Source organism: Paraoerskovia marina DSM 21750 (assembly GCF_000701465.1).
In the GTDB taxonomy this organism is placed as follows: domain Bacteria; phylum Actinomycetota; class Actinomycetes; order Actinomycetales; family Cellulomonadaceae; genus Paraoerskovia; species Paraoerskovia marina.
Genome location: NZ_JNIY01000004.1, coordinates 48,350 through 73,494, shown reverse-complemented (window position 1 = coordinate 73,494; position 25,145 = coordinate 48,350). Strand labels below are relative to the sequence as shown.

General features: G+C 70.5%; 24 protein-coding genes. 8 read left to right on the top strand and 16 right to left on the bottom strand.

The window, feature by feature from the left end:
* Positions 1-21: 21 nt before the first annotated feature.
* The 12 genes from Q343_RS0106400 to Q343_RS15680 all read right to left on the bottom strand — a co-directional run bounded on the left by Q343_RS0106400 (position 22) and on the right by Q343_RS15680 (position 14,453).
* A complete protein-coding gene (locus Q343_RS0106400) occupies positions 22-429 on the bottom strand; it encodes a heat shock protein transcriptional repressor HspR (RefSeq protein ID WP_029252770.1) in 408 nt (135 codons plus the stop codon).
* A 58-nt stretch (positions 430-487) separates the two neighbouring features.
* Complete coding sequence (locus tag Q343_RS0106395) at positions 488-1,486, bottom strand: DnaJ C-terminal domain-containing protein (RefSeq protein ID WP_029252769.1); 999 nt, start codon at positions 1,484-1,486, stop codon at positions 488-490.
* 141 nt (positions 1,487-1,627) lie between these two features.
* Complete coding sequence (grpE, locus tag Q343_RS0106390) at positions 1,628-2,221, bottom strand: nucleotide exchange factor GrpE (RefSeq protein ID WP_052366957.1); 594 nt, start codon at positions 2,219-2,221, stop codon at positions 1,628-1,630.
* Positions 2,218-4,086: a molecular chaperone DnaK gene (gene dnaK / locus Q343_RS0106385; protein ID WP_029252767.1), complete on the bottom strand. Its 1,869-nt coding sequence runs from the start codon at positions 4,084-4,086 to the stop codon at positions 2,218-2,220. The genes grpE and dnaK overlap by 4 nt, the downstream gene beginning before the upstream one ends.
* 541 nt (positions 4,087-4,627) lie before the next feature.
* Positions 4,628-6,091, bottom strand: a complete 1,464-nt coding sequence (locus Q343_RS0106380) for a sulfatase family protein (RefSeq protein WP_043109726.1) — start codon at positions 6,089-6,091, stop codon at positions 4,628-4,630.
* The gene (locus Q343_RS0106375) at positions 6,088-7,665 is read right to left on the bottom strand and encodes a sulfatase family protein (RefSeq protein ID WP_248616765.1); all 1,578 of its coding nucleotides are present in this window, start codon (positions 7,663-7,665) and stop codon (positions 6,088-6,090) included. Before Q343_RS0106375 ends, Q343_RS0106380 begins: the two co-directional genes overlap by 4 nt.
* Positions 7,662-8,678, bottom strand: coding sequence for an aliphatic sulfonate ABC transporter substrate-binding protein (locus Q343_RS0106370; RefSeq protein WP_029252764.1), 1,017 nt, complete (start codon positions 8,676-8,678; stop codon positions 7,662-7,664). Before Q343_RS0106370 ends, Q343_RS0106375 begins: the two co-directional genes overlap by 4 nt.
* A gap of 77 nt (positions 8,679-8,755) precedes the next feature.
* Positions 8,756-9,583 carry an ABC transporter ATP-binding protein gene (locus Q343_RS0106365; RefSeq protein ID WP_029252763.1) on the bottom strand — a complete coding sequence of 276 codons (828 nt, stop codon included), beginning with the start codon at positions 9,581-9,583 and terminating at the stop codon, positions 8,756-8,758.
* A complete protein-coding gene (locus tag Q343_RS0106360; protein ID WP_248616764.1) occupies positions 9,580-10,488 on the bottom strand; it encodes an ABC transporter permease in 909 nt (302 codons plus the stop codon). The genes Q343_RS0106365 and Q343_RS0106360 overlap by 4 nt, the downstream gene beginning before the upstream one ends.
* Positions 10,485-11,717: an ROK family transcriptional regulator gene (locus Q343_RS0106355; protein ID WP_029252761.1), complete on the bottom strand. Its 1,233-nt coding sequence runs from the start codon at positions 11,715-11,717 to the stop codon at positions 10,485-10,487. The genes Q343_RS0106360 and Q343_RS0106355 overlap by 4 nt, the downstream gene beginning before the upstream one ends.
* Before the next feature lie 978 nt (positions 11,718-12,695).
* Entirely contained in the window at positions 12,696-13,016 is a 321-nt protein-coding gene (locus tag Q343_RS0106350; protein ID WP_155990657.1) for a hypothetical protein, read from the bottom strand.
* A gap of 507 nt (positions 13,017-13,523) precedes the next feature.
* Positions 13,524-14,453: a cold-shock protein gene (locus Q343_RS15680; protein ID WP_029252759.1), complete on the bottom strand. Its 930-nt coding sequence runs from the start codon at positions 14,451-14,453 to the stop codon at positions 13,524-13,526.
* Between the two features lie 223 nt (positions 14,454-14,676).
* Here Q343_RS15680 and Q343_RS0106340 point away from each other — a divergent pair, with 223 nt between their 5' ends.
* From Q343_RS0106340 to Q343_RS0106330, 3 genes are read left to right on the top strand one after another with little or no spacing between them, the layout of a single operon-like run.
* Positions 14,677-15,372 carry an alpha/beta fold hydrolase gene (locus tag Q343_RS0106340; protein ID WP_052366956.1) on the top strand — a complete coding sequence of 232 codons (696 nt, stop codon included), beginning with the start codon at positions 14,677-14,679 and terminating at the stop codon, positions 15,370-15,372.
* A 36-nt stretch (positions 15,373-15,408) separates the two neighbouring features.
* On the top strand, positions 15,409-16,047 hold the full coding sequence (locus tag Q343_RS0106335) for a DUF2238 domain-containing protein (RefSeq protein ID WP_052366955.1): 639 nt from the start codon (positions 15,409-15,411) through the stop codon (positions 16,045-16,047).
* A complete protein-coding gene (locus Q343_RS0106330; RefSeq protein WP_029252756.1) occupies positions 16,025-16,762 on the top strand; it encodes a phosphotransferase in 738 nt (245 codons plus the stop codon). The genes Q343_RS0106335 and Q343_RS0106330 overlap by 23 nt, the downstream gene beginning before the upstream one ends.
* Before the next feature lie 43 nt (positions 16,763-16,805).
* Here the strand turns inward: Q343_RS0106330 and Q343_RS13880 are convergent, their stop codons facing one another.
* On the bottom strand, positions 16,806-17,855 hold the full coding sequence (locus tag Q343_RS13880; protein ID WP_029252755.1) for an alpha/beta hydrolase: 1,050 nt from the start codon (positions 17,853-17,855) through the stop codon (positions 16,806-16,808).
* A gap of 88 nt (positions 17,856-17,943) precedes the next feature.
* Here Q343_RS13880 and Q343_RS0106320 point away from each other — a divergent pair, with 88 nt between their 5' ends.
* The 5 genes from Q343_RS0106320 (at position 17,944) to Q343_RS0106300 (ending at position 22,258) form a co-directional block, all read left to right on the top strand.
* Positions 17,944-18,948, top strand: coding sequence for a formylglycine-generating enzyme family protein (locus Q343_RS0106320; RefSeq protein ID WP_081829676.1), 1,005 nt, complete (start codon positions 17,944-17,946; stop codon positions 18,946-18,948).
* 106 nt (positions 18,949-19,054) lie between these two features.
* Complete coding sequence (locus Q343_RS0106315; RefSeq protein WP_052366954.1) at positions 19,055-19,426, top strand: DUF4870 domain-containing protein; 372 nt, start codon at positions 19,055-19,057, stop codon at positions 19,424-19,426.
* An 86-nt stretch (positions 19,427-19,512) separates the two neighbouring features.
* Positions 19,513-20,793, top strand: a complete 1,281-nt coding sequence (locus tag Q343_RS0106310; protein WP_052366953.1) for a cation:proton antiporter — start codon at positions 19,513-19,515, stop codon at positions 20,791-20,793.
* 117 nt (positions 20,794-20,910) lie between these two features.
* The gene (locus Q343_RS0106305) at positions 20,911-21,483 is read left to right on the top strand and encodes a 1-acyl-sn-glycerol-3-phosphate acyltransferase (RefSeq protein WP_029252751.1); all 573 of its coding nucleotides are present in this window, start codon (positions 20,911-20,913) and stop codon (positions 21,481-21,483) included.
* Positions 21,484-21,562: 79 nt separating this feature from the next.
* Positions 21,563-22,258 carry an acetate uptake transporter family protein gene (locus Q343_RS0106300; protein ID WP_029252750.1) on the top strand — a complete coding sequence of 232 codons (696 nt, stop codon included), beginning with the start codon at positions 21,563-21,565 and terminating at the stop codon, positions 22,256-22,258.
* Positions 22,259-22,263: 5 nt separating this feature from the next.
* Here the strand turns inward: Q343_RS0106300 and Q343_RS0106295 are convergent, their stop codons facing one another.
* The 3 genes from Q343_RS0106295 to Q343_RS0106285 are packed head-to-tail and all read right to left on the bottom strand — an operon-like array spanning position 22,264 to position 25,125.
* Complete coding sequence (locus Q343_RS0106295) at positions 22,264-22,851, bottom strand: GNAT family N-acetyltransferase (protein WP_162175469.1); 588 nt, start codon at positions 22,849-22,851, stop codon at positions 22,264-22,266.
* 55 nt (positions 22,852-22,906) lie between these two features.
* Entirely contained in the window at positions 22,907-23,932 is a 1,026-nt protein-coding gene (locus Q343_RS0106290; RefSeq protein WP_081829735.1) for a phosphotriesterase family protein, read from the bottom strand.
* Complete coding sequence (locus tag Q343_RS0106285; protein WP_052366950.1) at positions 23,929-25,125, bottom strand: alanine racemase; 1,197 nt, start codon at positions 25,123-25,125, stop codon at positions 23,929-23,931. The genes Q343_RS0106290 and Q343_RS0106285 overlap by 4 nt, the downstream gene beginning before the upstream one ends.
* Positions 25,126-25,145: the final 20 nt, after the last annotated feature.

Sequence of the window (25,145 nt, the reverse complement as noted above, 5' to 3'; positions counted from 1 at the left end):
CCGTCGTGCGTCGGTGGCGCCCTACTCCTGCGGAGGCCGCCAGAGCACGAGCGAGCGCGACGACACCTCGCGCCGACCGCGCCGACCGCGCGGCACGGCGACGGCCTCCCCGCTCGACCCCGTCGCGAAGACGCGGGTGCCCGTCTCGACACGGGCGTGCAGGGCCTCGACCCGCGCGGCCAGGATCTCGACGCGGCGCTCGAGCTCGAGGATCCGCTTGATGCCGGCGAGGTTGATCCCCTCGTCCTGGCTCAGCCGCTGCACCTCGAGCAGACGCTCGACGTCGCGGTAGGAGTACCGGCGTCCGCGCCCCACCGTCCGGCGGGGCGAGACGAGGCCGAGGCGGTCGTACTGCCGCAGGGTCTGGGCGTGCATGCCCGCCAGCTCTGCCGCCTGCGAGATCGCCAGCAACGGCGCGTCCGGGTCGATCCTCACGACGTCGCTCCCTCCTCGGGCCTCCGCCCGCCTCTGTCCTGCCTCCGTGTGGCTAGCTGCCGGCCCTCTCGGCCAGACCCTCACGGACGTCCTCGTCGCCGGTCGCCTGCGCGAGCGCCTCGACCGCCTTCTTGGCGTCCTTCGACAGCTTCTGCGGAACCGCGACCTGCACGGTCACGAGCATGTCACCCGTGCCCTTCGGCGTCACGACGCCACGGCCCTTGACGCGCAGCACCTTGCCGGACGAGGTGCCGTGCGGGATCTTCAGCTTGACGGAGCCGCCGTCGAACGTCGGGACCTGCACGGTGGCGCCGAGCGCCGCCTCGACGAAGGAGATCGGCAGCGTCATCCGCAGGTTCCGGCCCTCCATCGTGAAGACCGGGTGCGGAGTCACCGAGACGGTGATGTCGAGGTCTCCGGCGGGGCCCCCGCCCGTGCCGGGCTGGCCCTTGCCGCGCAGGCGGATCTTCTGCCCGTCCTTGACCCCGGCGGGGAACTTCGCGTTGACCTTGCGGCCGTTGACGTTCAGCGAGAGCGTCGTGCCCTCGACCGCCTGGCGGAAGTCGATCGTCGTCGACGCCTGGACGTCACGGCCCTTCTGCGCCGGGTTCGGCCGGAAGCCGGCCTGGCCTCCGCCGCCGTAGCCGCCGCCGAACATCGAGCCGAGGATGTCCTCGAACCCGCCGGCGCCCGCGCCGCCACCCGACGTCGAGTAGCGCTGACGCGTCCCGCCGCCGCCGAACATCGAGCCGAACATGTCCTCGAACCCGGCCGAGGAGCCGCCCGGGCCGCCTGCTGCGAAGCGAGGGCCGCCACCGGCCATCGCGCGCAGGCCGTCGTACTGCTGGCGCTGCTCCTTGTCGGAGAGGACGGCGTAGGCCTCGCCGATCTCCTTGAACTTCTGCTCCGCCTTGTCGTCACCCGGGTTGTGGTCCGGGTGATACGTGCGGGCAAGCTTGCGGTAGGCCTTCTTGATCGCGGCGTCGTCGGCGTCCTTCGGGACACCGAGCGCTGCGTAGAAGTCTTTCTCGATCCAGTCCTGACCGGTCACGGCGCCTCCTTTCCTCGGTCATGCTCTCTACGTTCGTCCGTGGGCCCGACCGGGCCCACCACCTGCTCGGCCGAGCAGGCGGCCCGCCCTCAGGACCGGGGTCGAGGGGCGGACCGCATGCTCGGCACGGTGAAGCGGGTGCTACTCGGGCCCGACGACGGACACGCGGGCCGCGCGGACCACACGCTCCCCGATCCGGTACCCGGGCTCGATCACGATGTTGACCGTCGAGGACGTCGCCTCGGGGTCGGTCGAGTGCATGAGTGCCTCGTGGAGGTTGGGGTCGAACTCGTCCCCGACCGCGCCGAACCGCTCGATCTCGAACTTGGCGAGCGCGCCGTCCAGCTTGTCGCTGATCGCGACGAACGGGCCGGTGAGCTCGCCGTGCTGGCGCGCCCGCTCGATGTCGTCGAGCACCGGGAGCAGCCCGGCCAGGACGTCCTGGACGCCCTGGGTCCGTGCCGCCGCGTTGTCACGCACCGCACGATTGCGGTAGTTCGTGAAGCTCGCACGCTCGCGCTGGAGGGCGTCGAGGTGCTCCGCGGCCTCAGCCTTCGCGGCCAGCACGGCGGCGTCCTCGGACGCCTCCTCGCTGGGCTCGAAGTCGAGTGCCTCCAAGGGGTCGCCCTCGGGGGCGTCCCCCGCGGACGCCGCCTGCTCGGCGGCGTCCGCGGGCTGTGCCGACTCGTCCTCGGGACGCTCGTTCTCGGGGGTGGTGTCGTCAGCGGACGTCACTTGCGGTCACCCTCGGTGTCGTCGTCCACGACCTCGGCGTCGACGATGTCCTCGTCGTTCTCCGGGGTCTCGGTGCCCTGGTCGCCCGCGGCAGCCTGCTCACCGGCAGCCTGCTCCTGGGCGTAGAGCGCCTCGCCGATCTTCTGCGACGACGTCATGAGCTTCTCGTTCGCCGACTTCACGGCCTCGAAGTCCTCGCCCTCGAGCGCGGTCTTCACGGCGGCGATGTCTGCCTCGACCTCGGTCACGACCTCGTCGGAGAGCTTCTCCTTGTTGTCGTTGACCAGCTTCTCGGTCGAGTACGCGAAGGACTCGGCCTGGTTGCGGGTCTCCGCCTCCTCACGACGCGCCTTGTCCTCGGCGGCGTGCTCCTCGGCCTCCTTCACCATGCGGTCGATGTCCTCCTTGGGGAGGGCCGACCCGCCGGTGATCGTCATCGACTGCTCCTGGCCGGTGCCACGGTCCTTGGCGGACACGTGCACGATGCCGTTCGCGTCGATGTCGAAGGTGACCTCGATCTGCGGCAGACCGCGCGGCGCCGGCGCGATGCCGGTGAGCTCGAACGTGCCGAGCGGCTTGTTGTCGCGGGCGAACTCGCGCTCACCCTGGAAGACCTGGATGAGGACCGACGGCTGGTTGTCCTCGGCGGTCGAGAAGACCTCGCTGCGCTTGGTCGGGATCGCCGTGTTGCGCTCGATGAGCTTGGTCATCACGCCACCCTTGGTCTCGATGCCGAGGGAGAGCGGGGTGACGTCGATGAGCAGGACGTCCTTGCGGTCACCGGAGATGACACCGGCCTGCAGGGCGGCGCCGACAGCGACGACCTCGTCCGGGTTGACGCCCTTGTTGGGCTCCTTGCCACCGGTGAGCTCCTTGACGACGTCGGTCACGGCCGGCATACGCGTCGAACCACCGACGAGCACGATGTGGTCGATGTCGTTGACCGAGATGCCGGCGTCACGGATGACGGCGTGGAACGGCGACTTGGTCCGGTCGATCAGGTCCTGCGTCATCTGCTGGAACTGCGCACGCGTGAGCTTCTCGTCCAGGTGGATCGGGCCGTTCTCCGACATGGAGAGGTACTGCATCGAGATGTTGGTGCTGGTCGCGGACGACAGCTCCTTCTTGGCCTGCTCGGCCGCCTCGCGCAGACGCTGCAGCGCGATCTTGTCCTTGGACAGGTCGACGCCCGAGTTGTTCTTCACCTGCTTGATGAGGTGCTCCACGATGCGCTGGTCCCAGTCGTCACCACCGAGGCGGTTGTCACCGGAGGTCGCGCGGACCTGGATGGTCGAGAACTCGTCCTCGTCCTTGCCCACCTCGAGGAGGGAGACGTCGAACGTTCCGCCACCGAGGTCGAAGACGAGGATGAGCTCGTCCTCCTTGCCGCGCTCGAGGCCGTAGGCCAGAGCAGCCGCGGTCGGCTCGTTGACGATACGCGTGACGTTGAGGCCCGCGATCTGTCCGGCGTCCTTGGTGGCCTGACGCTCGGCGTCGTTGAAGTAGGCCGGGACGGTGATGACGGCGTCGGTGACGGCCTCGCCCAGGTACTCCTCGGCGTCGCGCTTCAGCTTGCCGAGGATGCGGGCGGAGATCTCCTGCGCCGAGTACTGCTTGTCGTCGATCTCGACCGACCAGTCGGTGCCCATGTGGCGCTTGACCGACGAGATGGTGCGGTCGACGTTGGTGACGGCCTGACGCTTGGCCACCTCACCGACGAGCACCTCGCCCGACTTGGAGAACGCCACGACGGACGGGGTGGTGCGGGCGCCTTCGGCGTTCGCGATGACGGTGGGCTCGCCACCCTCGAGGGTGGAGACCACCGAGTTGGTGGTTCCGAGGTCGATTCCTACTGCACGTGCCATGGTCAATCCTCCGTTTGCTTCGGGTGCAGGGCCCGCGGGCGGTCGTGCACGGAGAACCGTGCGACACCCCGAACGGGCTGGTTGAGTCTGCTGCACTCAAGGTAAGCCTGCCTCGCTCGGCATTGCAAGCGCTGGAGTCCAATCTTGAGTCTATCTGGCTCAACTCTGCACGCGACCTACATATTCCCGGGCCGAACGCGCGATCCAGAGCCTGATGATCATCGCGACCGCGTCGGGCGGCTGCGGCCACAACGGCGCGGGCCAGTACTGCAGGCAGTGTTTAGGAGCGCACAAGCAAGAACCGTGCGCGCAGCCGCCGCCCGTCACTCAAGCGCGCCCGCGGGCTCGCTGACGCGCGGTTTGTCACGGCATGGCGACCCTGCTCATATGTCGCGACCCTCGCGTCGACGGTTGGACGCTCCTCCGTACAGCAGGGTGAGGACCTCAGGCGGGAGGTGCTGTTTCGATCCGCACGAGGTTGATCGAAGCCTTCCTCGCTTCGCCAGGCGGCTCTCGTCTGGACCAGTCGGGCTCGCGTTCTTTACGAACCGTTGTCGCTCACCAGGGCACCGGCGATTCCCGCCGGGACAGGCTGGCTAGGGTGAGGCTGGTCGCCCACCGCTTCCTGAGCCGTCCACATCGCGACCTCCATCCGGGCACGCACCTCCGCGTACCCAGGATCCTCGGCGACGTTGCGGAGCTCCTCGGGATCGTCCAGCAGGTCGTACATCTCCCACTCGCCGGAGTACGTGAACGGCCCGGTGCCGGCGAGACCCAGCCCGTCGTTGTAGAAGTAGATGATCTTGTAGCGGTCGTCGCGGTACCCGTAGTGCGCGGGCGCCTTGTGGAACTCGTCGTCGTGCTCCCAGTACCGGTAGTAGAAGCCCTCGGGGCGAGGGCCGCCGTCCTGCACCCCCGTGAGGTCGCCCCAGAAGCTCCGGCCCTGCATGCGCGGGTGCGGCTCCACCCCGGCCGCGTCGAGGATCGTCCTCGCGAGGTCGACGTTGGTGACGATCCCGTCGTGGGCCTGATCCTCGCGGTCCTCCCCGGCCGGCAGCGCCCGCGGGTAGGACAGCAGGAACGGCATGCGGATCGACTCCTCGTACATGAACCGCTTGTCGAACCACCCGTGATCGCCCAGGAAGAATCCCTGGTCGGACGAGTACATGAGCAGCGTGTCGTCGAAGTCCCCACGGTCGCGCAGCCAGTCGACGACGCGGCCCACGTTGTCGTCCACCGAGGCGACGCAGCGCAGGTAGTCCTCCATATAGCGCTGGTACTTCCACAGTGCCAGCGCGTCCTGGTCGAGACCCGGCGGCGGGTCGACCTTGAGGTCCTCGGCGTTCAGGTGCTCGGCGATCCGCATCGCCGCCCGCCGCGACGACGACGTGCGCGTCGCGTAGTCGTCCGTGAACGTCTCCGGCACCGGGATCGGGGCGGTGTAGAGGTCCGCGTGCGCCGCGTCCGGCTGCCACGGCCGGTGCGGCGCCTTGTGCCACAGCAGCAGGCACCACGGCTCGTCGCCGTCGAGCGACTCCGCCCAGCGCAGCCCGAGGTCCGTCACGACGTCCGTCGCATAGCCCGGCTCGGTGCGCAGCCCGTCCTCGGACAGGAACGTCGGGTCGTGGTACTCGCCCTGCTCGATGAGCACGTCCCAGTAGTCGAAACCCTGCGGGTCGTGCCCCTCCCCGTCACCCATGTGCCACTTGCCGACGACGGCGGTGCGGTACCCGGCCGCGCGCAGCTGCAACACGAACGTGGGCTGGCTCGCGTCGACCGGGGTCGAGAGGGTCGTGACGCCGTTGACGTGGCTGTACGTCCCCGTGAGGATCGAGGCCCGGCTCGGCGAGCACAGCGAGTTCGTCGCATAGCAGCGGTCGAGCCGCCGGCCCGCCGCGCCGACCTCGTCGATGCGGGGCGTCTCGTTCACCACGGACCCGTAGGCGCCGATGGCGTGCGCGGCGTGGTCGTCCGTGAGGATCAGGACGACGTTGGGGCGCCTCACAGAGCCAGCCTCTCCCCCGGATCCGCCTGGTAGGTGGTTTCGTCCAGGCCCGACTGGGTCGGGTCGTAGTCCACCTCGCCGACGTCGTACATGGTGGTCATCCAGTGGTAGAAGTTGTCACCCCGCTCGCGCAGGACCCGGTAGAGCCGGCCCATCATCCGGCGCCTGACCTCGTCCATCTCGGGACTGGCGTAGACGTTGGTCATCTCGTCCGGGTCCTCGAAGAGGTCGTAGAGCTCGTTCGTCGAGTCCGGGTTCACCACCAGCTTGTACCGGTCCTCGCGCAGCATGCGCTGCGGGTACGGGAAGTGGTGCCCGTGGAACTCGCAGACGATGTCCTCGTCCCAGGGCACGTCCTGCCCCTCGGCCATCGGCAGGAGACTCCGCGAGTCCACGGCCGGTGTCGGGTCGATCCCGGCGAGGTCGAGGATCGTCGCGGTGCAGTCGAGGAGGCTGACGAACTCCGTCCGCACCTGGCCCTCGGGACCACCGGGCACCCGCAGGAGCCCCGGCGTCCGGTAGATGTCCTCGTACATCGCGGGGCCCTTGTCGTGGAGCCGGTGCGACCCCGTGAACTCGCCGTGGTCGCACGTGAAGAACACCGCGGTCTCGTCGACGAGGCCAAGCCGCTCGAGAGCGTCCATGACCCGGCCGATCTGCTGGTCGATGAGGGCTACGTACCCCCAGTAGACCGCGATGAGCTTGCGCGTCACTTCGATCGGCATGGTGTCGAACGTCCAGTGCGCGCTGTAGTTGGCCTGCACCGGAGGCTTGCCCTCGAAGGTCTCGGCGATCGACGCCGGGAGCTCCACGTCGGCCGGGTCCACCATGTCGAAGTACTCGTCCGGGACGATGTACGGCAGGTGCGGGCCGAAGAAGTTGAGCTCCAGGAAGAACGGCCGCGCCCCGCTGCGGAACTCGTCCGCGTAGCGCTCCAGCAGCTCGATGGTCCGCGTCGCCAGGTAGTGCTCGAACGTGGCCTCCACCGGCTGGTGGAGACGCGCGGCCAGCAGGTTCCCCGGCCCGCCGTTCGGCAGCGTCCCTCGGATCCGATCGCTGATCTCGTAGGGCGGAAGGTCGTTCTCCGCGAGGTACGCGAGGTAGTCGGCGTTGTCGACCGGGTTGTGCCACCCGGGCAGGTCCGGACCGTCGAACCCGAAGTCCGCAGCGGCCCGCTCGGTGCCCGCGTGCCACTTGCCGACGAGGCCGGTGTTGTAGCCGGCGCCACGGAGCGCCTCCACGAAGGTGAACGTCCCGGGTGCGAGGTCCTCCAGGTAGCCCACGTTGCGCTCGTGGTTCGCGAGGACCCGGTGGCGGAACGGCGCCTGGCCGGTCAGGAGGCTGGCGCGCGCCGGCGTGCAGATCGCCGTCGGCGTGTACCAGCGGTCGAACCGGGTGCCGGTCCGGGCCAGCTCGTCGAGCACCGGGGTCGACGCGTGCGCGTTCCCGTAGGCGCCCAGCGTGTCGACCCGGTGCTGGTCGGTCATGAGGAACAGGACGTTCCGCGCCGGGCGGGGCGCCGACGTGTTCGACCCCCCGCCCGACGTGGCGCCGCCCGGGTGGTTCGAGCTCACTTGCCCGCCTCGAGGAACATGTCACCGAGGTAGTACTCGGACGGCTCGACCTGGGCGTCCAGCTTGCCCGCGCCGACGAAGTAGTCGCCCATGCCGGTGAGCCAGCCGTCGACAGTGCCGTCCTCGGTCATCGTGTCGATCTCGTCGAGGCCCAGCACCTGCACGTTCGCCGCATCGCCAGCGACGTCCTCAACCGCGAGGTCGTTGAACGCCGCGGTGAGCTCGATGGCACTCTCCATGTTTTCCGCGCGGTAGTCGATCGCCTCGCGCAGCACCGCGAGCACTCGCTCGACCTTTTCCGGGTCGTTCGCCACCAGGTCGTTGCCCGCCACGAACGCCGTCGGGAACGAGACCGAGTCCTCGAAGTCCTTGTTCGAGGCAATCTCCACAAGGTCGGGCACCTGCTCCTTGACCGTTGCGAGCGCCGGGTACCAGAAGCCGGCACCGTCGACCTGGCCCGACGACAGCGCTGCGACGATCGCCGCGGGCTCCATCGGCACGACCTCGATGTCGTCCTTCGTCATCCCCGCGTCCTGGAGGGCGAGGGTGAGGATCATGTCGCCCGAGGTGCCCTCCGGGACGGCGACCTTCTTGCCGCGCAGGTCGTCCATGGACTCGATGCCCGGCTGGCCGACGACGCGGTCCGCCTGACCGAGCGTGTTCATCGCGACGATCTTCGCCTGCCCCGACGCCGGTAGCCAGAACGCGCCCGGGCCGATGTAGCCGAAGTCGAGGTCCCCGGTACCCAGAGCCTGGATCTGGAGCGGACCGTTCGTGAATGACGGGGTGTTGATCTCGATGTTGTGTTCGTCCCACATACCCTGATCGTCGGCGATGGCCAGCAGGCTCGTGCCGTTGAAGTCCGGGATGTAGCCAAAGCTGACGTCAATCGTCTCTTCCGAGCTGCCGCCGTCTGACGCGCTGGGGTCATCGCCGGACGAGCACGCCGCGGCGCTGAGAGCGAGGGTCGCGGCGACCAACGAGGCGCCGAAGATTTTCTTGGTGATGCGCATGACAGTCCTCTTCCTTGGGGGGGGTCAGGCAGGTGAACGGGGCAGAACAGGTCGGACAGGCCGGTCTGGCGGGTGGATCAGGCCCGCGCGGTGGCCGACGCGTCGGCAGCGGTGCCGGGCGTCTGGTGGTAGACGGAGGTCCAGATCCGGTTGCGCAGCTCCGCGAACTCTGGGCTGAGGCGGACCTCCTCGGTGCGGGGGTACGGCAGGTCGATGTCGATGACGTCGTAGATCCGCCCCGGGCGCGCGGCCATGACCACGACACGGTTGGCGAGGAACACGGCCTCGTCGACGTCGTGCGTGATGAACACGACGGTGCGCTTCTCGCGGCTCCAGGTCTCCAGGAGCTGCTCCTGGAGACGGACCCGGGTCAGCGCGTCGAGCGCCCCGAACGGCTCGTCCATGAGCAGGATCGACGGGTCGACCGCGTAGGCGCGGGCGATCGCGCAGCGCTGCTTCATGCCGCCCGACAGCATCTTCGGGAGCGCGTCCGCGAACTGATCCAGCCCGACGAGCTTGATGAAGTGCTCGGCACGCTCTCGGCGTTCCGCCTTGGCGTATCCGGCGACCTTCAGGCCGAACTCCACGTTCTTGCGGACCGTGAGCCACGGGAAGAGCGCGTACTGCTGGAAGATCACGCCGCGCTCGGGTCCGGGTCCCGACACCTCCGCGCCGTCCACCAGGGCGTGCCCGGCGGTCGTCTCGTCGAGGCCCGCGAGGATGTTCATCAGGGTCGACTTGCCGCAGCCGGACGGCCCGACGACCGTCACGAACTCGTTGTCGGAGATGTCGAGGTTGACGCGCTCGAGCGCGACGAACTCCTCGTTCTTGAGGTCGAAGGTCTTGCGGACGTCCTGGACGGAGATCTTGGCCTCGGTCCGCTGTCCGGGGGTCGTGGTCGTCATCGTCGTTCCTGCCATCCGGTGAGCTTGGTCTCGGCGAGGAGAAGGAGCCGGTCCATCACGAGACCGAGGATCCCGATCGCGATGATGTCGACGAAGATCGTCGCCAGGTCGTAGTAGAGCTGTGCCTGCTGCATCCGGTAGCCGAGGCCGGCCTGCGCGGCGAGGAGCTCCGCGGCGACGAGCGTCGCCCAGGCGGAACCGAGGCCGACGCGCATGCCCACGAGGATGAACGGCGTGGATGCCGGGACCACGACGCGGGCGAAGATGCGGCCGTCCTTCGCACCGAGGACGCGTGCCGCGTTGATGAGCGTCTTGTCGACCCCGACGACGCCCTGGTACGTCGAGATGACGCACGCGAGGAAGGCCGCGAGGAAGATCACGAAGACCTTGGGGAGCTCGCCGATCCCCATCAGCACGAGGACGAGCGGGAGCAGCGCGAGCGGCGGGATCGTGCGGAAGAACTGGATCCACGGCTCGAACAGTCCTCGGGCGACGGTGTACCAGCCCATGAGGAACCCGACGGGGATCGCGAGCGCCGAACCGATGAGGAATCCTGTGAGCACGCGACCGAGACTGGCGAGGATGTCCTCCTGCAGAATCCCGCTCGACCACATCTCACCCGCCTTCGCCACGACCTCGGGCGGTGTCGGGAACTGGAACCCGGCCAGCGACATGACCCACCAGGTGGCGATGCCCATGACGATCGAGAAGGCGTTGAGCAGGCGGAGCCTGGACTTCTTGTCCATGGTGCGCCGACGCGTCGTCGGCCGGGGGGACGGCGGTCCGTCGGTTCCCCCGGACGTCCCGTCCGTGCTGACCGGGACGGCTGCGGCCGTCCCGGCGGCGACGGCGTCGCCGCCGGGCTCCGGCCCGTTGCGCGCCACGCTGTAGGTCGAGGTGGTCACTGTGCGCTCCTTTGCGTCTCGCTCGCGCCGAACGACCCGGGTTCCGGGTAGCCCGCGAGCAGTGGGGATTGATGGAAGGTCGCGGCGAGGGCGCCCTGGGCGCCGTCGCTGTCGCGGAGCCGACCGGCGCGCACGGTGCACGTGTCAGAGGTCGGGATCGAGTGGAGCTCGTACCGGAGGGTCGAGGCGGCTTGTTCGACGATCACCGGGGCGACGTGCACGATCTCGCCGCCGATGACCACCTCGGTGGGGTCCAGGGTCATGGCGGCCGCCCCGAGCACGCGGCCGACCGCGGCACCGACCTCGCGCAGGACGGCGTCGACCACCGGGTCGGCGCGATCGACCGCGACGGCGAGGTCGTCGAGGTCCTGGACGTCCGCCCCACGACTCCGGCACGCCGCCAGGATCGCGGGGACGGAGGCGACCGTCTCGAGACACCCCCGTTTGCCGCAACGGCAGAGGACGCCGCCCGGGTCGGAGGTCACGTGACCGAGCTCGCCGGCGAATCCCCGTGATCCGCGGACCAGGCGTCCGGCGACCACGAAGCCACCACCAACTCCGTCGGACAGCCTGACATAGGTGAGGTCGCTGAGGCCGTCTGGCCCGGACATCGCCTCGGCGAGAGCCGCAAGGCGGGTGTTGTTGTCGACCACCACCGGGGAGTCGTACCGCTCGGCGAAGGCCCTGTCGACGCCCACCGGCGTGGCATTGCGATTCCAGGCAACTGGAGCTGCCTCGCCTGATCGGGTCCCCGTGTACGGACCCGGGACGCCGATGCCGACGCCCTGCAGCGCGCTGAGGTGCAGGCTGTGCTCGACGGAGAGCGCTTCGACGGCGTCGAACGCGAGGTCTAGCCGATCGTCCCACGGCGTCGAGTCGTCGTAGCGGACGAGACCGGAGGCGACAATTTCATGCGACGCGTTGGCGATAGCCACATGCACGCGTCGATGCCCGAAGTCCACGCCGAGGTACTGACCGGCGGCCGGGTCCAGAGCCAGACGCTCGGCCGGGCGACCGCTCCCGCGACGAACGTCGGCGTCCGTGTCGACCTTGGTGATCGCGCCGCGCCCGAGGAGGTCCGCCGTGATCTCCGACAGCGTGGTCCGGGACAGTCTCACCCGCCTCGCGAGCGCAGCCCGGCTGAGAGCTCCCTCGACTCGGAGCGCGGCGAGCACACGCTGCTCGTTCGCTCGGCGCACCTCTGCGTTGATCCCCGTCGTCGTCGACATGTGAGGAACCGTACGGACACCACTTGGTTCTGTCAATGGCTAGTCAGAAAGAACGACTCATTCAGCCTGATAGCACTCAGAATCCCAGGAGACCGCCTTGCGACACCCGAACGGCCGGACAGCGGACATGGAGGCCAACCACGAATCGAGCGCGGCGCTGTCCCGTCGAGGCGTCGGGCCCCTCTAGCGCCGCAGATCATCGAGCCGACGTGACACCCTTGGCTGGTGCACAGGGTCGTGCGAGCCCGGTTCCGCCACGAGATGGGAGCTGTGCTGACCGCTATGCGGAGCCCGGCGGCCCGGTACGGGACCTCGAAGCCAGCCCACTGCGGACAAGCCCTGGTATGCGCACCCGCCGCCATACGGACTTCCCCTTGGGTTCGTCGTCACAGGCGGAGCACTGCGAGCACAGATGTCGCGGTCGTGTGGAAACAGGATGGTTCGAGACCGACACGACGAGGGTGTGCTCGACGGCGATATCGCAGACGGAGTCGGGTTCGGCGGATAGATCCAGACCGGGTACCTGGTCAGGTCCGAAACACCTGGACGTCGTCACCGGAGTCCAGGTCAGAAGGGACAGAAGTCGAGCGGATTGAGAGCTTCAAGCAGGTAGTCGGCACACGGTCGGCATCGAGATCCGGGAATCACATGCCACAACTCGTGCCGCCGGCGCTTCGGAAGTTCATACTCGCGTGAGCGCACGAGATCCGAACGTCACGGCATATCGCCACGGTCGCTGATCTGCGCGGCGAGTCGCGGTGAGTCAACGACGCACCCGGTCGAGGAACTCTCCGGGCGCGTCGAGGCTCGCACGATCGAAAATCACGCGAATCTCTGGGCCAACACTGGCCCTCCTTTTCGATACCGACACGGCGCCGCAGGACCCGACGCGCTGGCGACGCCACGGCCTCATCGCAGCACCGCGGCCAGCAGCTCTGGCAAGTGGACCTCATTGACCACCGCCGCAGATGTGCAGGTTCAGATAGGCCGTTGCTCGGAACTGTCCGAACGATCTTCCGCACCGTTGTCATCGACGTAGCGGCTCAACACCTTGAGAACCACCCCTGCCCCGATGAGCGAAGAGCCGAGCGCGATGAACGATGATCGAACGATTGTCACGACGACATTGAGAATCTCTGCGCCCCGATAGTTCGCCACGGCGTCTCCGACTTCGACCACCCCGCCGGCATTGCGCCTGGTCACCAGGCCGTAGATATCAGGAACATAGATGACGGACAACGCCCCGATGACAACAAGCACAGTGCCGACCGCCAGAGTTCGTGCACCAACGGTTCCCATGACTATCGCCCCTTCAATGTGTTTCCTGTGATCAGCACCTCTTGCGATCGAGTGTCGCTTTCAGTGATTCCACCGTCGGCCGGGCCCTTGGAACGATCGCATCTTGCCCACGATGCAAGGTTTCCGAGGATGCCGCTCGACACGTCCAGCCGACTCAATTCCACGTCGACTGGACACGGAGTTTCTCACAGCCGTGCCCGAAGCAATCGCCGGGACGCGAGCCAGGCACGTCCTGGCCGAATGCTCCGGCCACGCTGAGGAATCTCGCCACGTTGAGGAACAGCGACGAGAGCACCGTCGCCGGTCGAGATCGAGTGTGACGCAACGACGGCAGCGCGGGTCTCCGCCCACGTCGCCCCGTCAGGCGAGCCTCAGCGGCAGCCTGGTCCACAGCACACCGCCCCTGCGCGACCTCTCTCGCGACTACCCGCAGGATCCTTCTGTGGCAGTGGAGAAGGCGCCCGGTTCGCAACGCATCGTGCGTGATTCGTGCCGGACGACGCCCGGTCAGATCAGCTCGACACCGTCGGCCTGCGGCCCGCGGTCGCTCTGGCGGGTCTTGAACCGGACCCGGTCTCCCTGCTCGAGGACCTCGTCGCCGCGGACGACGGAGACGTGCACGAACAGGTCGTCGCCACCGCTGTCGGGGGTGATGAAGCCGAAGCCGCGGTCCGCGTCGTAGCGCGAGACCGTGCCCTCGCCGCCGCGCACGGGACCTCCGGCGGAGGACCGACCGGTGGACCGGCCGCGGTCGGGCGCCGCGTGCGAGCGACGGGAACCACCGACGAGCTGCACGTTGCGGGCGTTGGGACCCTTGTCGCCCTCGACGACGTCGTAGGTCACGCGCGCACCCTCGTCGAGCTCGGTCAGCCCGCCGCCGAGCGCCTTCACGTGCACGAAGATGTCTGCGCCGCCGCCGTCGGGCGCGATGAACCCGAAGCCCTTGGTGTCGTCGAACCACGTCACGGTGCCGTCGGCGCCGTCGGTGGCCGGGCGCGCCGCCTCGGCGCCGAGCGGGAGAAGATGGTCCGCCTGCGGCCCCTTCTCGCCCGGGACCACGAGGAACGCCACCCGCTGACCCTCCGTGATCACGCCGCCCCCGACGATGGCGGAACTGTGCGCGAAGATCTCGCCGCGACCGTCGTCGGGCGTGATGAAGCCGTACCCCTTGGCCGGCTCGTACCAGGACACGGTGCCGAGCACGCCGAGCGGCGCGTCGGCGGCCCGCTCGCCGGTCACGACGACGTGGCGCGCCTGCGGACCACGGTCGCCCTGACGCACCTCGAACTCGACGGCCTGCCCCTCCCGGAGCTGCTTCGGACCGTCGTCGCCGACGATCTCGGAGGCGTGGACGAACAGGTCGTCGGCCTCGGTCCCGAGGTCGATGAAGCCGAACCCACGGTCGGCGTCGAACCAGCGGACAGTTCCTTGTGGCACGGAGGACTCCTCAGTCTCGTCAAGCAGTGTTTCTCCTAGTGTCCCCGACACCGGCGCCGCCGCCCTGCCAGATCGTCTGGCGCGCGACGGAGAGGCCCCTCTTGCACGACGGCGGAGGCACGCCAGAATCGAGAGATCAGCGCCTCGTACGGGCGCAGACCTGCGCACCCGCGCGCCGCGGCCGTCGACACGGCCGGTCGGCCGCACCGGAAGGACGTGACCGATGCCTCGCAACCGGAGCCCCGTCGAGCACGGGTCGGCCCCGACGATTCTCCTGATCCCCGGCGCCGGGGGCGACGCGTCCGTCTTCAGCGAGCTCGCGCCCGAGCTCGAGCGGCGGGGCTACCGCGCGATCCCCCTCGACCTCCCGGCGCAGGACGAGAGCCTCGGCTGGACCGACCAGTGCGACCTGGCCGTGGAGGCTCTCGACCCCGCCGACGACGTCGTCGTCCTCGCGCTGTCGATGGGGGCGTACGTCGGTGCGCTGGTGTGCGAGCGCCGTCCGGTGCACGTACTCGTGCTGCTCAACCCGATGATCCCGCTCCCCGGCGAGTCGGCGGGTGAGTGGTGGGACGCCGTCGGGCACGAGCGCGCACGAGAGGCCGCGGGGCTGGGGCCGTTCGACCCGGTCGAGGGCTTCTTCCACGACGTCCCCGACGCGGTACGACGACGCGCGCTCGCCGCCGCACCGAGAGAGCCCTCGGCCCGGTCCTTCGCCGAGCCCTGGCCGGCGACGCGCTGGCCCGGGACGCGGACCGTCGTCGTGCAGGGCCGGGACGACCGACTCTTCCCGCCCGAGCTCCAGCGACGCGTCGCCCGCGAGCGCCTCGGCCTCGACGTGGTCGAGATGCCGGGCGGGCACCTCCTGCCGCTGAGCCGCCCCGGCCTCCTGGCGGACGTCCTCGAGCGTGAGATCTGACGCGCCGTCGGGCGCGAATGCTGCCACTATCCGTCTATGCAACGGCGAACCGTCCCCGTGTGGGTGCCCGTCCTCGTCGTTGTGCTCACCGTCGGGCAGCTCGCGGTCGCCGAGTGGTGGCCCGGGATCGAGCGGTTCGCGGACAAGGCGTTCGGGGCGCGGCTCGTCGCCTATCCGGTGATGATGCTGCTCGCCCCGGCGCTGTGGTGGCTCGTCGTCCGACGTCGTGACAGCTCCGCCCGGCCGCCGTGGGGCGCGTTCACGCTGATCATGCTCCCGTTCCTGATCGACGTGACCGGCAACAGCTTCAATCTCTACGACACGATCGTCTGGTGGGACGACGCCAACCACTTCTTCAACTGGCTCCTGCTGCTCTCGGGGATCGGCCTGCTGATCGGACAGCGGATCCGCCCGCACTGGGCGCAGCTGCTGATGATCACGGGTGCCGGTGCGATCCTCGCGATCTGCTGGGAGCTTGGTGAGTGGTACACCTTCATCCGCCACGGCACCGAGCTCGACGTGGCGTACCAGGACACGCTCGGCGACCTCACGCTCGGCACCCTGGGGGCGCTGTGCGCGGGCCTGATCGTCATGGCACTGTCGCGGCGCAATGAGGTGGCGCCGGACGACCGCCGGACGGCAGCATCGACGGATGCACCTCGACGCGGACTCTGAGCACGAGCAGCCCCTGAGCGGCGGGAACGTCAACGAGGTCATGCGCTCCGGCGACACCGTGCGCCGGTCCGCAGGGCCCTGGACCCCCACGGTCCACGCCTGGCTCGCGTGGGTCCGCGCCCACGGTGTCCTGACCGTCCCGGCGCCGCTCGGGGTCGACGGCCGCGGGCGGGAGATCCTGAGCTGGACCCCGGGCGAGACAGCCGGCTGGCCGCACGCGGCCTGGGTGTGGGCACGACGGTCCCGCCTCGAGGTGGGACCGATGCTGCGTGCGGTCCACGACGTCTCCGCGGGATTCTCGACAGCCGGCGCGACGTGGAGGTCTGCCGTCCACGAGCCCGCGGAGGTCGTCTGCCTCAACGACGTCGCGCCGTACAACCTGGTCCACGACGGCGAGCGCGTCGTCGGGTTCATCGACGTGGACATGGCCTCGCCCGGCCCCCGCGCCTGGGACCTCGCGTACCTTGCCTACCGGATCTGCGGCTGGTGCGAGGACTCACCCGCGCCCGACGACGTCACCCCGGCCGCGCGCCTCGCCGACCTTCTGGAGGGGTACGGGCCGGGCGGCCCGTCGCCCGAGTCGGTGCTCTCGACCATGGTGGAGCGTCTGCACGACCTGGCGGACTGGACCGACGCGCACGCGGCCGCCACCGACAACCCTGAGCTCCGCGGGCATGCCGCGATGTACCGGCGCGACGCGGATCGACTCTCCTGATCATGCACGGGGGGCTCGCGCTCCGGCCGCCACGACGTCGCTGCTATCCCTCGCGGTCGTCGAGCCGCTCGACGAGCTCCGGCAGGTCGAGGAGGTCGCCGAGCACGGCGTACGACTCGGGCAGGCCGTCCTTGTCCTCCCCCTCGGGATCGACGACGTCGTGCCCGAGCCCCAGGTCCTCGGGGAACACGTAGATCGTCTCCGCGTCCGCGACCTGCACGAGGGCGGAGGCAAGAATCCCCACGGCGGCGTTGCTCACCGCGCCGTCGTTCTCGTTCGTCACGACCACCAGGCGATCCAAGGGTTCGTCGCGGCCGATGTCCCCGTGGGCCGCGCGCCCGACGGCGAGCACCGCGCCGAGCGAGCGCAACGAGTACCGGGGGTAGGCGTACGGCGGTGTCGCCAGATCCCCCTTCAGGTCGCTGTCCCACCACAGGTGCACGTCGGGCCCCAGCCGCGCGAGCCGGGCGAACGGCTCGACGACGGGGACGGGCAGCACCTTGGGCGCGACCAGCGGCGCGATGAGTACGGCCTCGCCGACGTCGTCGCGGTTGGCCGCGGCCCACGCGGCAAGGGAGCCACCGGCGGAGAGCCCCACGACGGTGACCTCGTCCCCGAGACCGGCCGCGATGTCGACGGCGTCCCCCGTCAGCTCGACGAGCTCCCCCGGCGTCAGCTCAGAGAGGTCGTCGGTGAGGCGGTCGCTCAGCCCGTGGTGCGGCAACCGCGGGACGACGACGCTCACGCCCTGGTCGGCGTACGCCTCGGCGATCACCTCGAACTGCGCCGGGCAGTTGGTGAACCCGTGGAGCAGGACGACGGCCTTCGCGGTCCGCTCACCCTGGTCGACCACCCTCGAGCGACACTCGGGTGCGACGTCGTCCCCGTCTCGTGCCTCGAGCGCCCTCGCCGCCGTCACCGCCTCGTCGTAGGTCAGCATCGCCTCCGGCTCGCCCGAGAGGTCGTCGTCGAAGAGCGGCGTGAACGCGACGACGAGCAGAGCGGCGAGGACAACCACGACGCCTCCGAGGGCCACCTTCTTCCACGGCGAGGCCGCGGGTGCGGCGTCGGACGGGGCCTCGGCGTCGGTCATCGGATCATCGTCGCGGGTGCTGCCGCGTCGCGCACCCGGACGCCGTCCCTAGACTGGCGTGGCCCGGACCGTACGACGAGGAGCACCCATGCCGCACGACGAGACCGACCACTCGACCGCGGCGCGCCCCAGCTGCTGCGCCCCGTCCGCGGACCGGGAGCACGCGACGTCGGGCGGACCGCAGCCCGTCACCCTCGGGGCACCGCCCACCGCCCGTCGGTCGCCGACCGGGGACACCCCGATGCCGACCCTCGTCCCGATCGAGGGAGGCACGTTCCTGATGGGGACCGACGACCCGCGCGGGTACGCCTCGGACGGAGAGGGGCCGCCCCACGAGGTCGAGGTGCCGTCGTTCGCGATCGCGGCCCACACGGTGACCGTCGAGCAGTTCGCCGCCTTCGTCGAGGCCACGGGGTACGTCACGACGGCCGAGCAGTTCAACTCGTCCTTCGTCTTCGCGGCCTACCTGCCGCCCGACCACCCGCCGACGCGCGCCGTCGCCGCCGTGCCGTGGTGGCGCGAGGTGATCGGCGCGAGCTGGCGTCACCCGTACGGCCCGGGCAACGACGTCGTCGGCCAGGAGGACCACCCCGCGGTGCACGTCAGCCACGACGACGCGCTGGCCTACTGCGCCTGGAGCGGCACCCGCCTGCCCACCGAGGCGGAGTGGGAGTTCGCGGCACGTGCCGGCGAGCGCGGCCACTACCCGTGGGGCGACGAGCGCGAGCCCGGCGGCGAGCACCGGATGAACGTCTTCCAAGGAGTCTTCCCCCGCGAGGACACCGGCGAGGACGGGTGGCGCGGCACCTGTCCGGTCGGCACGTTCCCGCCCAACGGAAACGGCCTCTACGAGGTCACCGGCAACGTGTGGGAGTGGTGCGCCGACTGGTTCGACCCCACCTGGTACGCGCGCTCGCCACGCCACGCCCCCACGGGGCCCGAGCACGGGCAGGCACGCGTCACCCGCGGCGGCTCGCACCTGTGCCACGACTCCTACTGCTGGCGGTATCGCGTGGACTCGCGAAGCTCGAACACCCCCGACTCCAGCACCGGCAACATGGGGTTCCGCGTCGCGGCCGACGTCGCCCCGTAGGCCGCGCGGTCGGGCAGCAGGTCCGCGGGTTGGCCCCGGGACCGGGTCAGGAGGCGGGATCGGTAGGTTGGCCCCCATCCACCCGACCTGATCACCAGGAGAACCCATGTCCCAGACGCCTCCCCTGCCCCCGCCCGCCTCGGCGCCGCAGCCCCTGTCCGACTCCGACACGCGGCAGTGGGCCGGCCTCTCCCACCTGCTCGGCGGGATCCTCGGGTTCCTCGCACCGCTCGTGATCTGGCTCGTCTTCCGCGAGCGCAGCGCCTACGTCGCCGAGGAGAGCAAGAAGGCGCTGAACTTCCAGCTCCTCGCCCTGATCGTCTACGTCGTCGCCGCGGTCCTGCCCCTCGGGTTCCTGGGAACGCTCGTCACGTTCGGGGTCTGGGTCGTCTCCGTCGTCTTCGGGATCATCAACTTCCAGAAGGTCCAGCGCGCCGAGGCCACGGAGTACCCGGTCACGGTTTCCTGGGTCAGGTAGCGCTCCGGCGGGAGCCGGGTAGCGTCAGGATCCAGACGTTGACCCGGCGGCCCGCCGCCTCCCCTACCCGCTGAGGAGGTCGAGCGATGAGCGTTGCACTCCTCGCTCCCCTGGCCCTGCTGATCCTCGGCTGGTCCGCACTGTCCGGGGCGCTCGCCCGGCGGGACATCACCGGCCCGCTGATCTTCGTGGCCGCGGGCGCCCTGCTCGCCAACGACGCGTGGGGCATCCTGCCCGTCAGCGTGGAGACCGGCTCGGTGCACACCCTCGCCGAGCTCTCCCTGGCGCTCGTCCTCTTCTCCGACGCCGTCCGGATCGACCTCAAGAGCCTGCGCCGCTCCGCCGGGCTGCCCGCGCGCATGCTGCTGATCGGCATGCCGCTGACCCTCGTGCTCGGCACCGGGCTCGCCGTCCTGATTCTCACCGACCTGCCGTGGGAGCTCGCGTTCTTCGTCGCCGCGGCGCTCGCCCCCACCGACGCCGCGCTGAGCGCCCAGGTGATCAGCGACCGGCGGGTCCCCGCCAAGCTCCGCACGGCGCTCAACGTCGAGAGCGGGCTCAACGACGGGCTCGCGACCCCGGTCGTGGCGCTCGCGATCGCGCTGGCTGCCGAGTCCCTCGACGGAGCCGACGCGCAGGAGCTCGGGATCCCGGAGGCGCTGCTCGAGCTCGGGCTCGGGGTCGGGATCGGGCTCGCGATCGGCGCGCTCGGCGCCTGGGCGCTCACCGCCTCCTCGCGGCGCGGGTGGGCCGAGGTCGGCACACTGCGGATCGGCACCTTCGCCACCGCGATCGCCGCATTCTCGGCCGCGGTCGCCGTGGACGGCAACGGGTTCGTGGCCGCGTTCGCGGGTGGTCTGATCTTCGGCATCGTGGCCGACCGGGAGGAGTGCGAGCAGGAGCAGTTCGCCGAGCTGAGCGAGCTCGGCGGCGAGCTGCTCACGCTCGTGGTCTGGTTCCTGTTCGGTGCAGCCCTGGTGCCGATAGCGGTCACGCACCTGTCCGTCGCGACGGTCGGGTACTCGCTGCTGAGCCTGACCCTGATCCGCGCGGTGCCCGTCGCGATCTCCCTGATGGGCACGCACCTGAGCTGGCAGGACGTCGCGTTCCTCGGCTGGTTCGGCCCGCGCGGGCTCGCGTCCGTGGTGTTCGCCCTGCTCGCCCTCGAGGAGCTGACCGAGCGGCCCGAGGTCGAGTTCGCCGTCGGGACGATCGCCACGACGGTCCTGCTCTCCGTGATCCTGCACGGCGCGACCGCCGGCCCCGCCGCCGCACGGTACGGAACCACGAGCGGGATGGACCGACCCGGAGACCGGCGGTCGGCCGACGTCGTGACGATGCGCCCGCGGGACAGCAAGATGGGCTGACGCGGCCTCGGCCGCCGAGCGGCACGTTGCTGCTGCCACCCGGGTCGCGTGACGACACCAACGTGCCGCTCGGCACGCACGACGACCGTGCGCCACGACCCCGAGTACCGTGAGCACATGATCCGCCGCAGACTCGCAAGCGCCTACTGGCGGTTCAGCCGCTGGACGTTCGTCCCCGAGGACCCGCCCGTCACCGAGCCGCGCCTGCTCATCGGCGCACCCCACACCTCCAACTGGGACTTCGTGCTCATGCTCGCGATCACCTGGCAGGAGGAGATCCCGATGCGGTGGCTCGGCAAGCACACCCTGTTCACCGGGTGGCGCGGGCCGATCATGCGCAGGCTCGGCGGCATCCCCGTGGACCGCCGGGACCCGAGCAGGGTGGTCGACGAGGTGCTCGAACGCCTCCGTGCGGGTGAGAAGTTCTCGCTCGTGGTCACCCCCGAGGGCACCCGCAGCGCCGGCGAGTACTGGAAGTCCGGCTTCTACCGGATCGCCCAGGACTCCGGGCTGCCGATCACCCTCGGGTACGTCGACCGCACGACCATGACGACGGGTCTCGGCATCACGCTGCGTGCCACCGGCGACGTGCGCGCCGACATGGACGCGATCCGCGCGTTCTACGCGGACAAGGCCGGGCTCAACCCGGCCAACCGCACCGAGCCGAGGCTGCGCTCCGAGCCGACGTAGCGCCCCGGAGCGCCCCGGAGCACCCCCACCGGCTCGTCGCCCGTTTGTGGGCAGGCCAGCGACCGTGTTCGGTGGGGCGATGGACGACACCACCGACACCGACCGGACCCGCAGCGAAGAGCTGCAGCTCACCCGGATCGTGCTCCGCCCGACCGGCAACCCTCTCCCCCTCGGATTCATGGCGCTCGCGCTCGGGACCGTCGGCTTCAGCACCCTCCAGCTCGGGATCGTCGGCGAGGGCGAGGCGTCGACGATGGCGCTCGCCGTCCTGGTGCTCACGGTGCCGCTCCAGCTGTTGTCCGCGATCATCGGCTTCGGTGCGCGCGACCCGATCGCCGGCACCGGCATGGCGATGGTGTCGGGGGTCTGGGCGATGCTCGCGGTCACGACGCTGACGTCGCCGCCCGGGTCCACGAGCCCGGCGCTGGGCGTCCTGCTGCTCACGGCGGGCGTGGCGATGCTCGTGCCCGCCTCCGCCGGACGGGGCAAGCCGCTGGCCGCGGCGATCATGATCGGCTCCGCGGTCCGGTTCGCGCTGACCGGCGTCGCCCAGGTCACGGCGGTGAGCGCGTGGGACGTCGCGGCCGGCGCCCTCGGGCTGGCGCTCGCCGCCCTCGCGCTCTACGCGGCCTTCGGGTTCGTCCTCGAGGAGGGCGGGTCGCGCACCCAGCTGCCCGTGATGCGGCGCGGCGACGGCCGCAAGCCGCTGCGCGACGACATGGAGGAGCAGGTCGAGGGCATCGCCCGGGAGGCGGGTGTGCGCCAGCAGCTCTGAGCGGGCTACGGCTCCTCGGGCCCCGGACCGAGGTGCATCTGCATGATGGCGGTGTCGAGCCACTGGCCGTGCTTGTACCCGACGTCGGTCAGCCGGCCGATCTCGTGGAACCCCAGCTTCTCGTGGAGCTTGCGCGAGGCGGGCGAGGCCCCGGAGCTGATGATCGCCACGGCCTCACGGGCACCGGCGGCCCGGGACCCGTCGAGGACGCGCTGCAGGAGCGCGCTCCCGAGGCCCTTGCCCGCCTGTCCGGGCAGCAGGTAGATGCTCGTCTCGACCGTGTACCGGTAGGCGGGGCGGGGACGCCACCAGCCGACGTAGGCCCAGCCGAGGATGGTTCCGTCCGGCCCCTCGGCGACCACGAACGGCCACCCCTCGGACTGTGTGGAGTGCATCCGTTCGCGCCAGAACTCGACGTCCGGAGGGTCGGTCTCGAACGTCGCGGTGGACTCACGGACGTAGTACTCGTAGACGGCTCCGATGCCGGCCGCGTCGTCGTCGGTCGCGTCGCGCACGGCGTGGTCGACCGTCCCGAGTGCGGCCCGTGCCGCCTCGGCGTCCGTGTGATGGGCTGTATCTTCGCCGTCGTTCACACCCCTAGTGTGCCAAAACACCCGTCCGGTGCGGGGGATTGCCCACCGGAGCACGTCAGACGCCGAGGATCTCCTGGGGTGTGCGGCGCAGCATCAGGTCGATCTGCTCGTCCGTCACGCCGTGCGCGCGGAGCAGGTCGCAGAACGGCCCCGCGAGGTAGCGGTAGCCCCAGCGCCCGTGCGTCTGCGGGTTGAGGTAGACCTCCTCGCCCGTGAGGTCGTGGGCCAGGACGATCCGCTCGGCCCAGCCGTCCGCGACGAGCGCGGCGATCCGTGCGGCCCGGGTGGCGTCGGCCCGGTGATAGGCGTCCTTGACCATCGGGCCGTCGGGGAGCCGGTCGGGCAGAGGCTCGACGCGGAAGTCCCAGAGCTGCTTGCCGACCGTGTCGAACGCGACGCGCACCCCGGTGTCGAGCACGCGGCGGACGTAGTCGGTCTCCGGGTGGGTGTCCATGTGCCCGACGACGACACGGTCGAGGTCGGCACCCTCCGAGCGGAGGATCCGCACCTGCTCGAGCGCCATCGTCCCGTGCGTGGTGTGGGTCATCAGGGCAAGTCCGGTCTCGGCGTGCGCGCGTGCCGCCGCACGCAGGCACTTCTCCTCGTGCGGCGTGACGACGCCGAGACCGGTGGCCTGCTCCCCCAGCACTCCGGCGCGGACCCCAGTGCCCGCGACGCCCCCAGTGGCATCGCGGACGAACCGCGCCGTCATGTCGTCGAGACTAGCCTCGACGGCCCACCGCGGGCTGAACGCCTCGAGGTACACCGCTGTCCCCGTCACGACGTGCAGCCCGGTGCGGCGGGAGATCTCCTGCAGCCATACGACGTTCTTCCCCTCCTCGTCGCGTCCGACGACGCCGTAGGGGCTGAGGTCGACGACCGTCCCGAACCCGTCCTCCCGCACCCCGGCGAGGGCTGCGACCGCGCGCTCGACCTGGTCGGCGGCGTGCGCGGCGTCGTCGTCCCCGCGGGCCCCGGCGAGCCACGGCCCGGGGGTCAGGGCGAGCAGGTGCTCGTGGACGAGGACGCGCCCGAGCTCGGCCGTCGGGACCGGGCCGAGGACGGTCTGGGCGGTCCTCACGCCGGCCACGCGACCGCGCTGCCGTCGGACGCCCAGATGCCGGCGACCTGCGGGTCGCCCGTCGAGACCCCGGTGACCCCGGCCGTGCAGGCACGGGTGACGAACGCCTGCCCGCGGAAGCCGAGCACCACGGTGTCGCCCGCGGCCGCGCTGCCGCGCTCCCGGTCGAGCTGACCGTAGTAGTCGATCGCCTCGCGCGGCGGGAGCTCTGCCCGCACGCGGGTCAGCCCGTCCGGGTCGGACCCGACGAGGCCGTGGACGGGGCTGCGCCCGAGCACGGGGTCGACGTAGAGGCCGCCGCCGAAGAAGTACGCGCGCCCGCCGTGGTGGTGGCTGACCTCGCTGACGTGCACGGCCGCGGGGATCTCGGGCAGGTCGTCGTCGCCGTCGGTGACGGCGTGCCACGGCGTGGTCCCCGTCAGCGCGTGCCCGGGCTCGACGTGGGTGACGCCCAGCTCGGCCAGTGTCGCGAGGGTGCGGGTCGACGTCGTCCCGGGCCCGTTGACGACGACGTCGCGGCCGGAGTCCCGCAGTCGCGCGGCGGCCCTGGCCAGGGTTGCGGCGTTGCGCGTGGGCCGGACGGTGCGGACCTCGGCGTCGAAGAGCAGGGCGGGGAACGTGGTGACACCGGCCAGCCGGGCACCGTCGAGGGCGTCGACGCGGTCGGCGACGGCGAGGACGTCGTCGGCGGCGAACCCTCCCTCGTGGCCGGCGTAGAACTCGTCGCCGTCGGCGTGGATGCGTGCGAGGAGGTCCTGCTCGCGGCCGATCTCCCGTGCGGCGCGTGCGGCCTCGGCCGCCTTCTCGTGGGAGAAGACGGTCCACTGGGCCGGCTGCATCGCCGCGACGGCCGCCGCCTCGTGCCGGGGAACCTGGACGAGGTGCCCGACGTGCCCGAGCGGCATCCCGGCGGAGGTCGTGGCCCGTGCGCAGGCGGTGTCGACCGCGACCGAGGCGCCGATCCCCGCGGCCCGGACGGTGCGGGTGAGGTCGGGGTTGCGGCCGACCTGCTTGAGCATCGCGTACGGCGTCAACCCCAGCCGCGCGGCCTCCGCCGCCAGCGTCCGGGCGTTGTGCCCGACGGCGTCGAGGTCGTAGACGTACGTCCCGGCGGGGATCTTGCCCGCCTGGTGCAGGGCGACGGCGGCGGCGATCAGGCCGGGGTTGCGACGCCGGACGGTCTCGAGGAACACGGTCTCTCCTTTGAGCGGTG

Coding starts and splice junctions, on each gene's coding strand:
- Q343_RS0106330 (WP_029252756.1), top strand. CDS start 16,025: ATGCACCTCGACGCGGACTCTGAGCACGAGCAGCCCCTGAGCGGCGGG.
- dnaK (WP_029252767.1), bottom strand. CDS start 4,086: ATGGCACGTGCAGTAGGAATCGACCTCGGAACCACCAACTCGGTGGTC.
- Q343_RS0106315 (WP_052366954.1), top strand. CDS start 19,055: ATGTCCCAGACGCCTCCCCTGCCCCCGCCCGCCTCGGCGCCGCAGCCC.
- Q343_RS0106300 (WP_029252750.1), top strand. CDS start 21,563: ATGGACGACACCACCGACACCGACCGGACCCGCAGCGAAGAGCTGCAG.
- Q343_RS13880 (WP_029252755.1), bottom strand. CDS start 17,855: ATGACCGACGCCGAGGCCCCGTCCGACGCCGCACCCGCGGCCTCGCCG.
- Q343_RS0106305 (WP_029252751.1), top strand. CDS start 20,911: ATGATCCGCCGCAGACTCGCAAGCGCCTACTGGCGGTTCAGCCGCTGG.
- Q343_RS0106350 (WP_155990657.1), bottom strand. CDS start 13,016: ATGGGAACCGTTGGTGCACGAACTCTGGCGGTCGGCACTGTGCTTGTT.
- Q343_RS0106365 (WP_029252763.1), bottom strand. CDS start 9,583: ATGACGACCACGACCCCCGGACAGCGGACCGAGGCCAAGATCTCCGTC.
- Q343_RS0106355 (WP_029252761.1), bottom strand. CDS start 11,717: ATGTCGACGACGACGGGGATCAACGCAGAGGTGCGCCGAGCGAACGAG.
- Q343_RS0106370 (WP_029252764.1), bottom strand. CDS start 8,678: ATGCGCATCACCAAGAAAATCTTCGGCGCCTCGTTGGTCGCCGCGACC.
- Q343_RS0106340 (WP_052366956.1), top strand. CDS start 14,677: ATGCCTCGCAACCGGAGCCCCGTCGAGCACGGGTCGGCCCCGACGATT.
- Q343_RS0106320 (WP_081829676.1), top strand. CDS start 17,944: ATGCCGCACGACGAGACCGACCACTCGACCGCGGCGCGCCCCAGCTGC.
- Q343_RS0106335 (WP_052366955.1), top strand. CDS start 15,409: ATGCAACGGCGAACCGTCCCCGTGTGGGTGCCCGTCCTCGTCGTTGTG.
- Q343_RS0106310 (WP_052366953.1), top strand. CDS start 19,513: ATGAGCGTTGCACTCCTCGCTCCCCTGGCCCTGCTGATCCTCGGCTGG.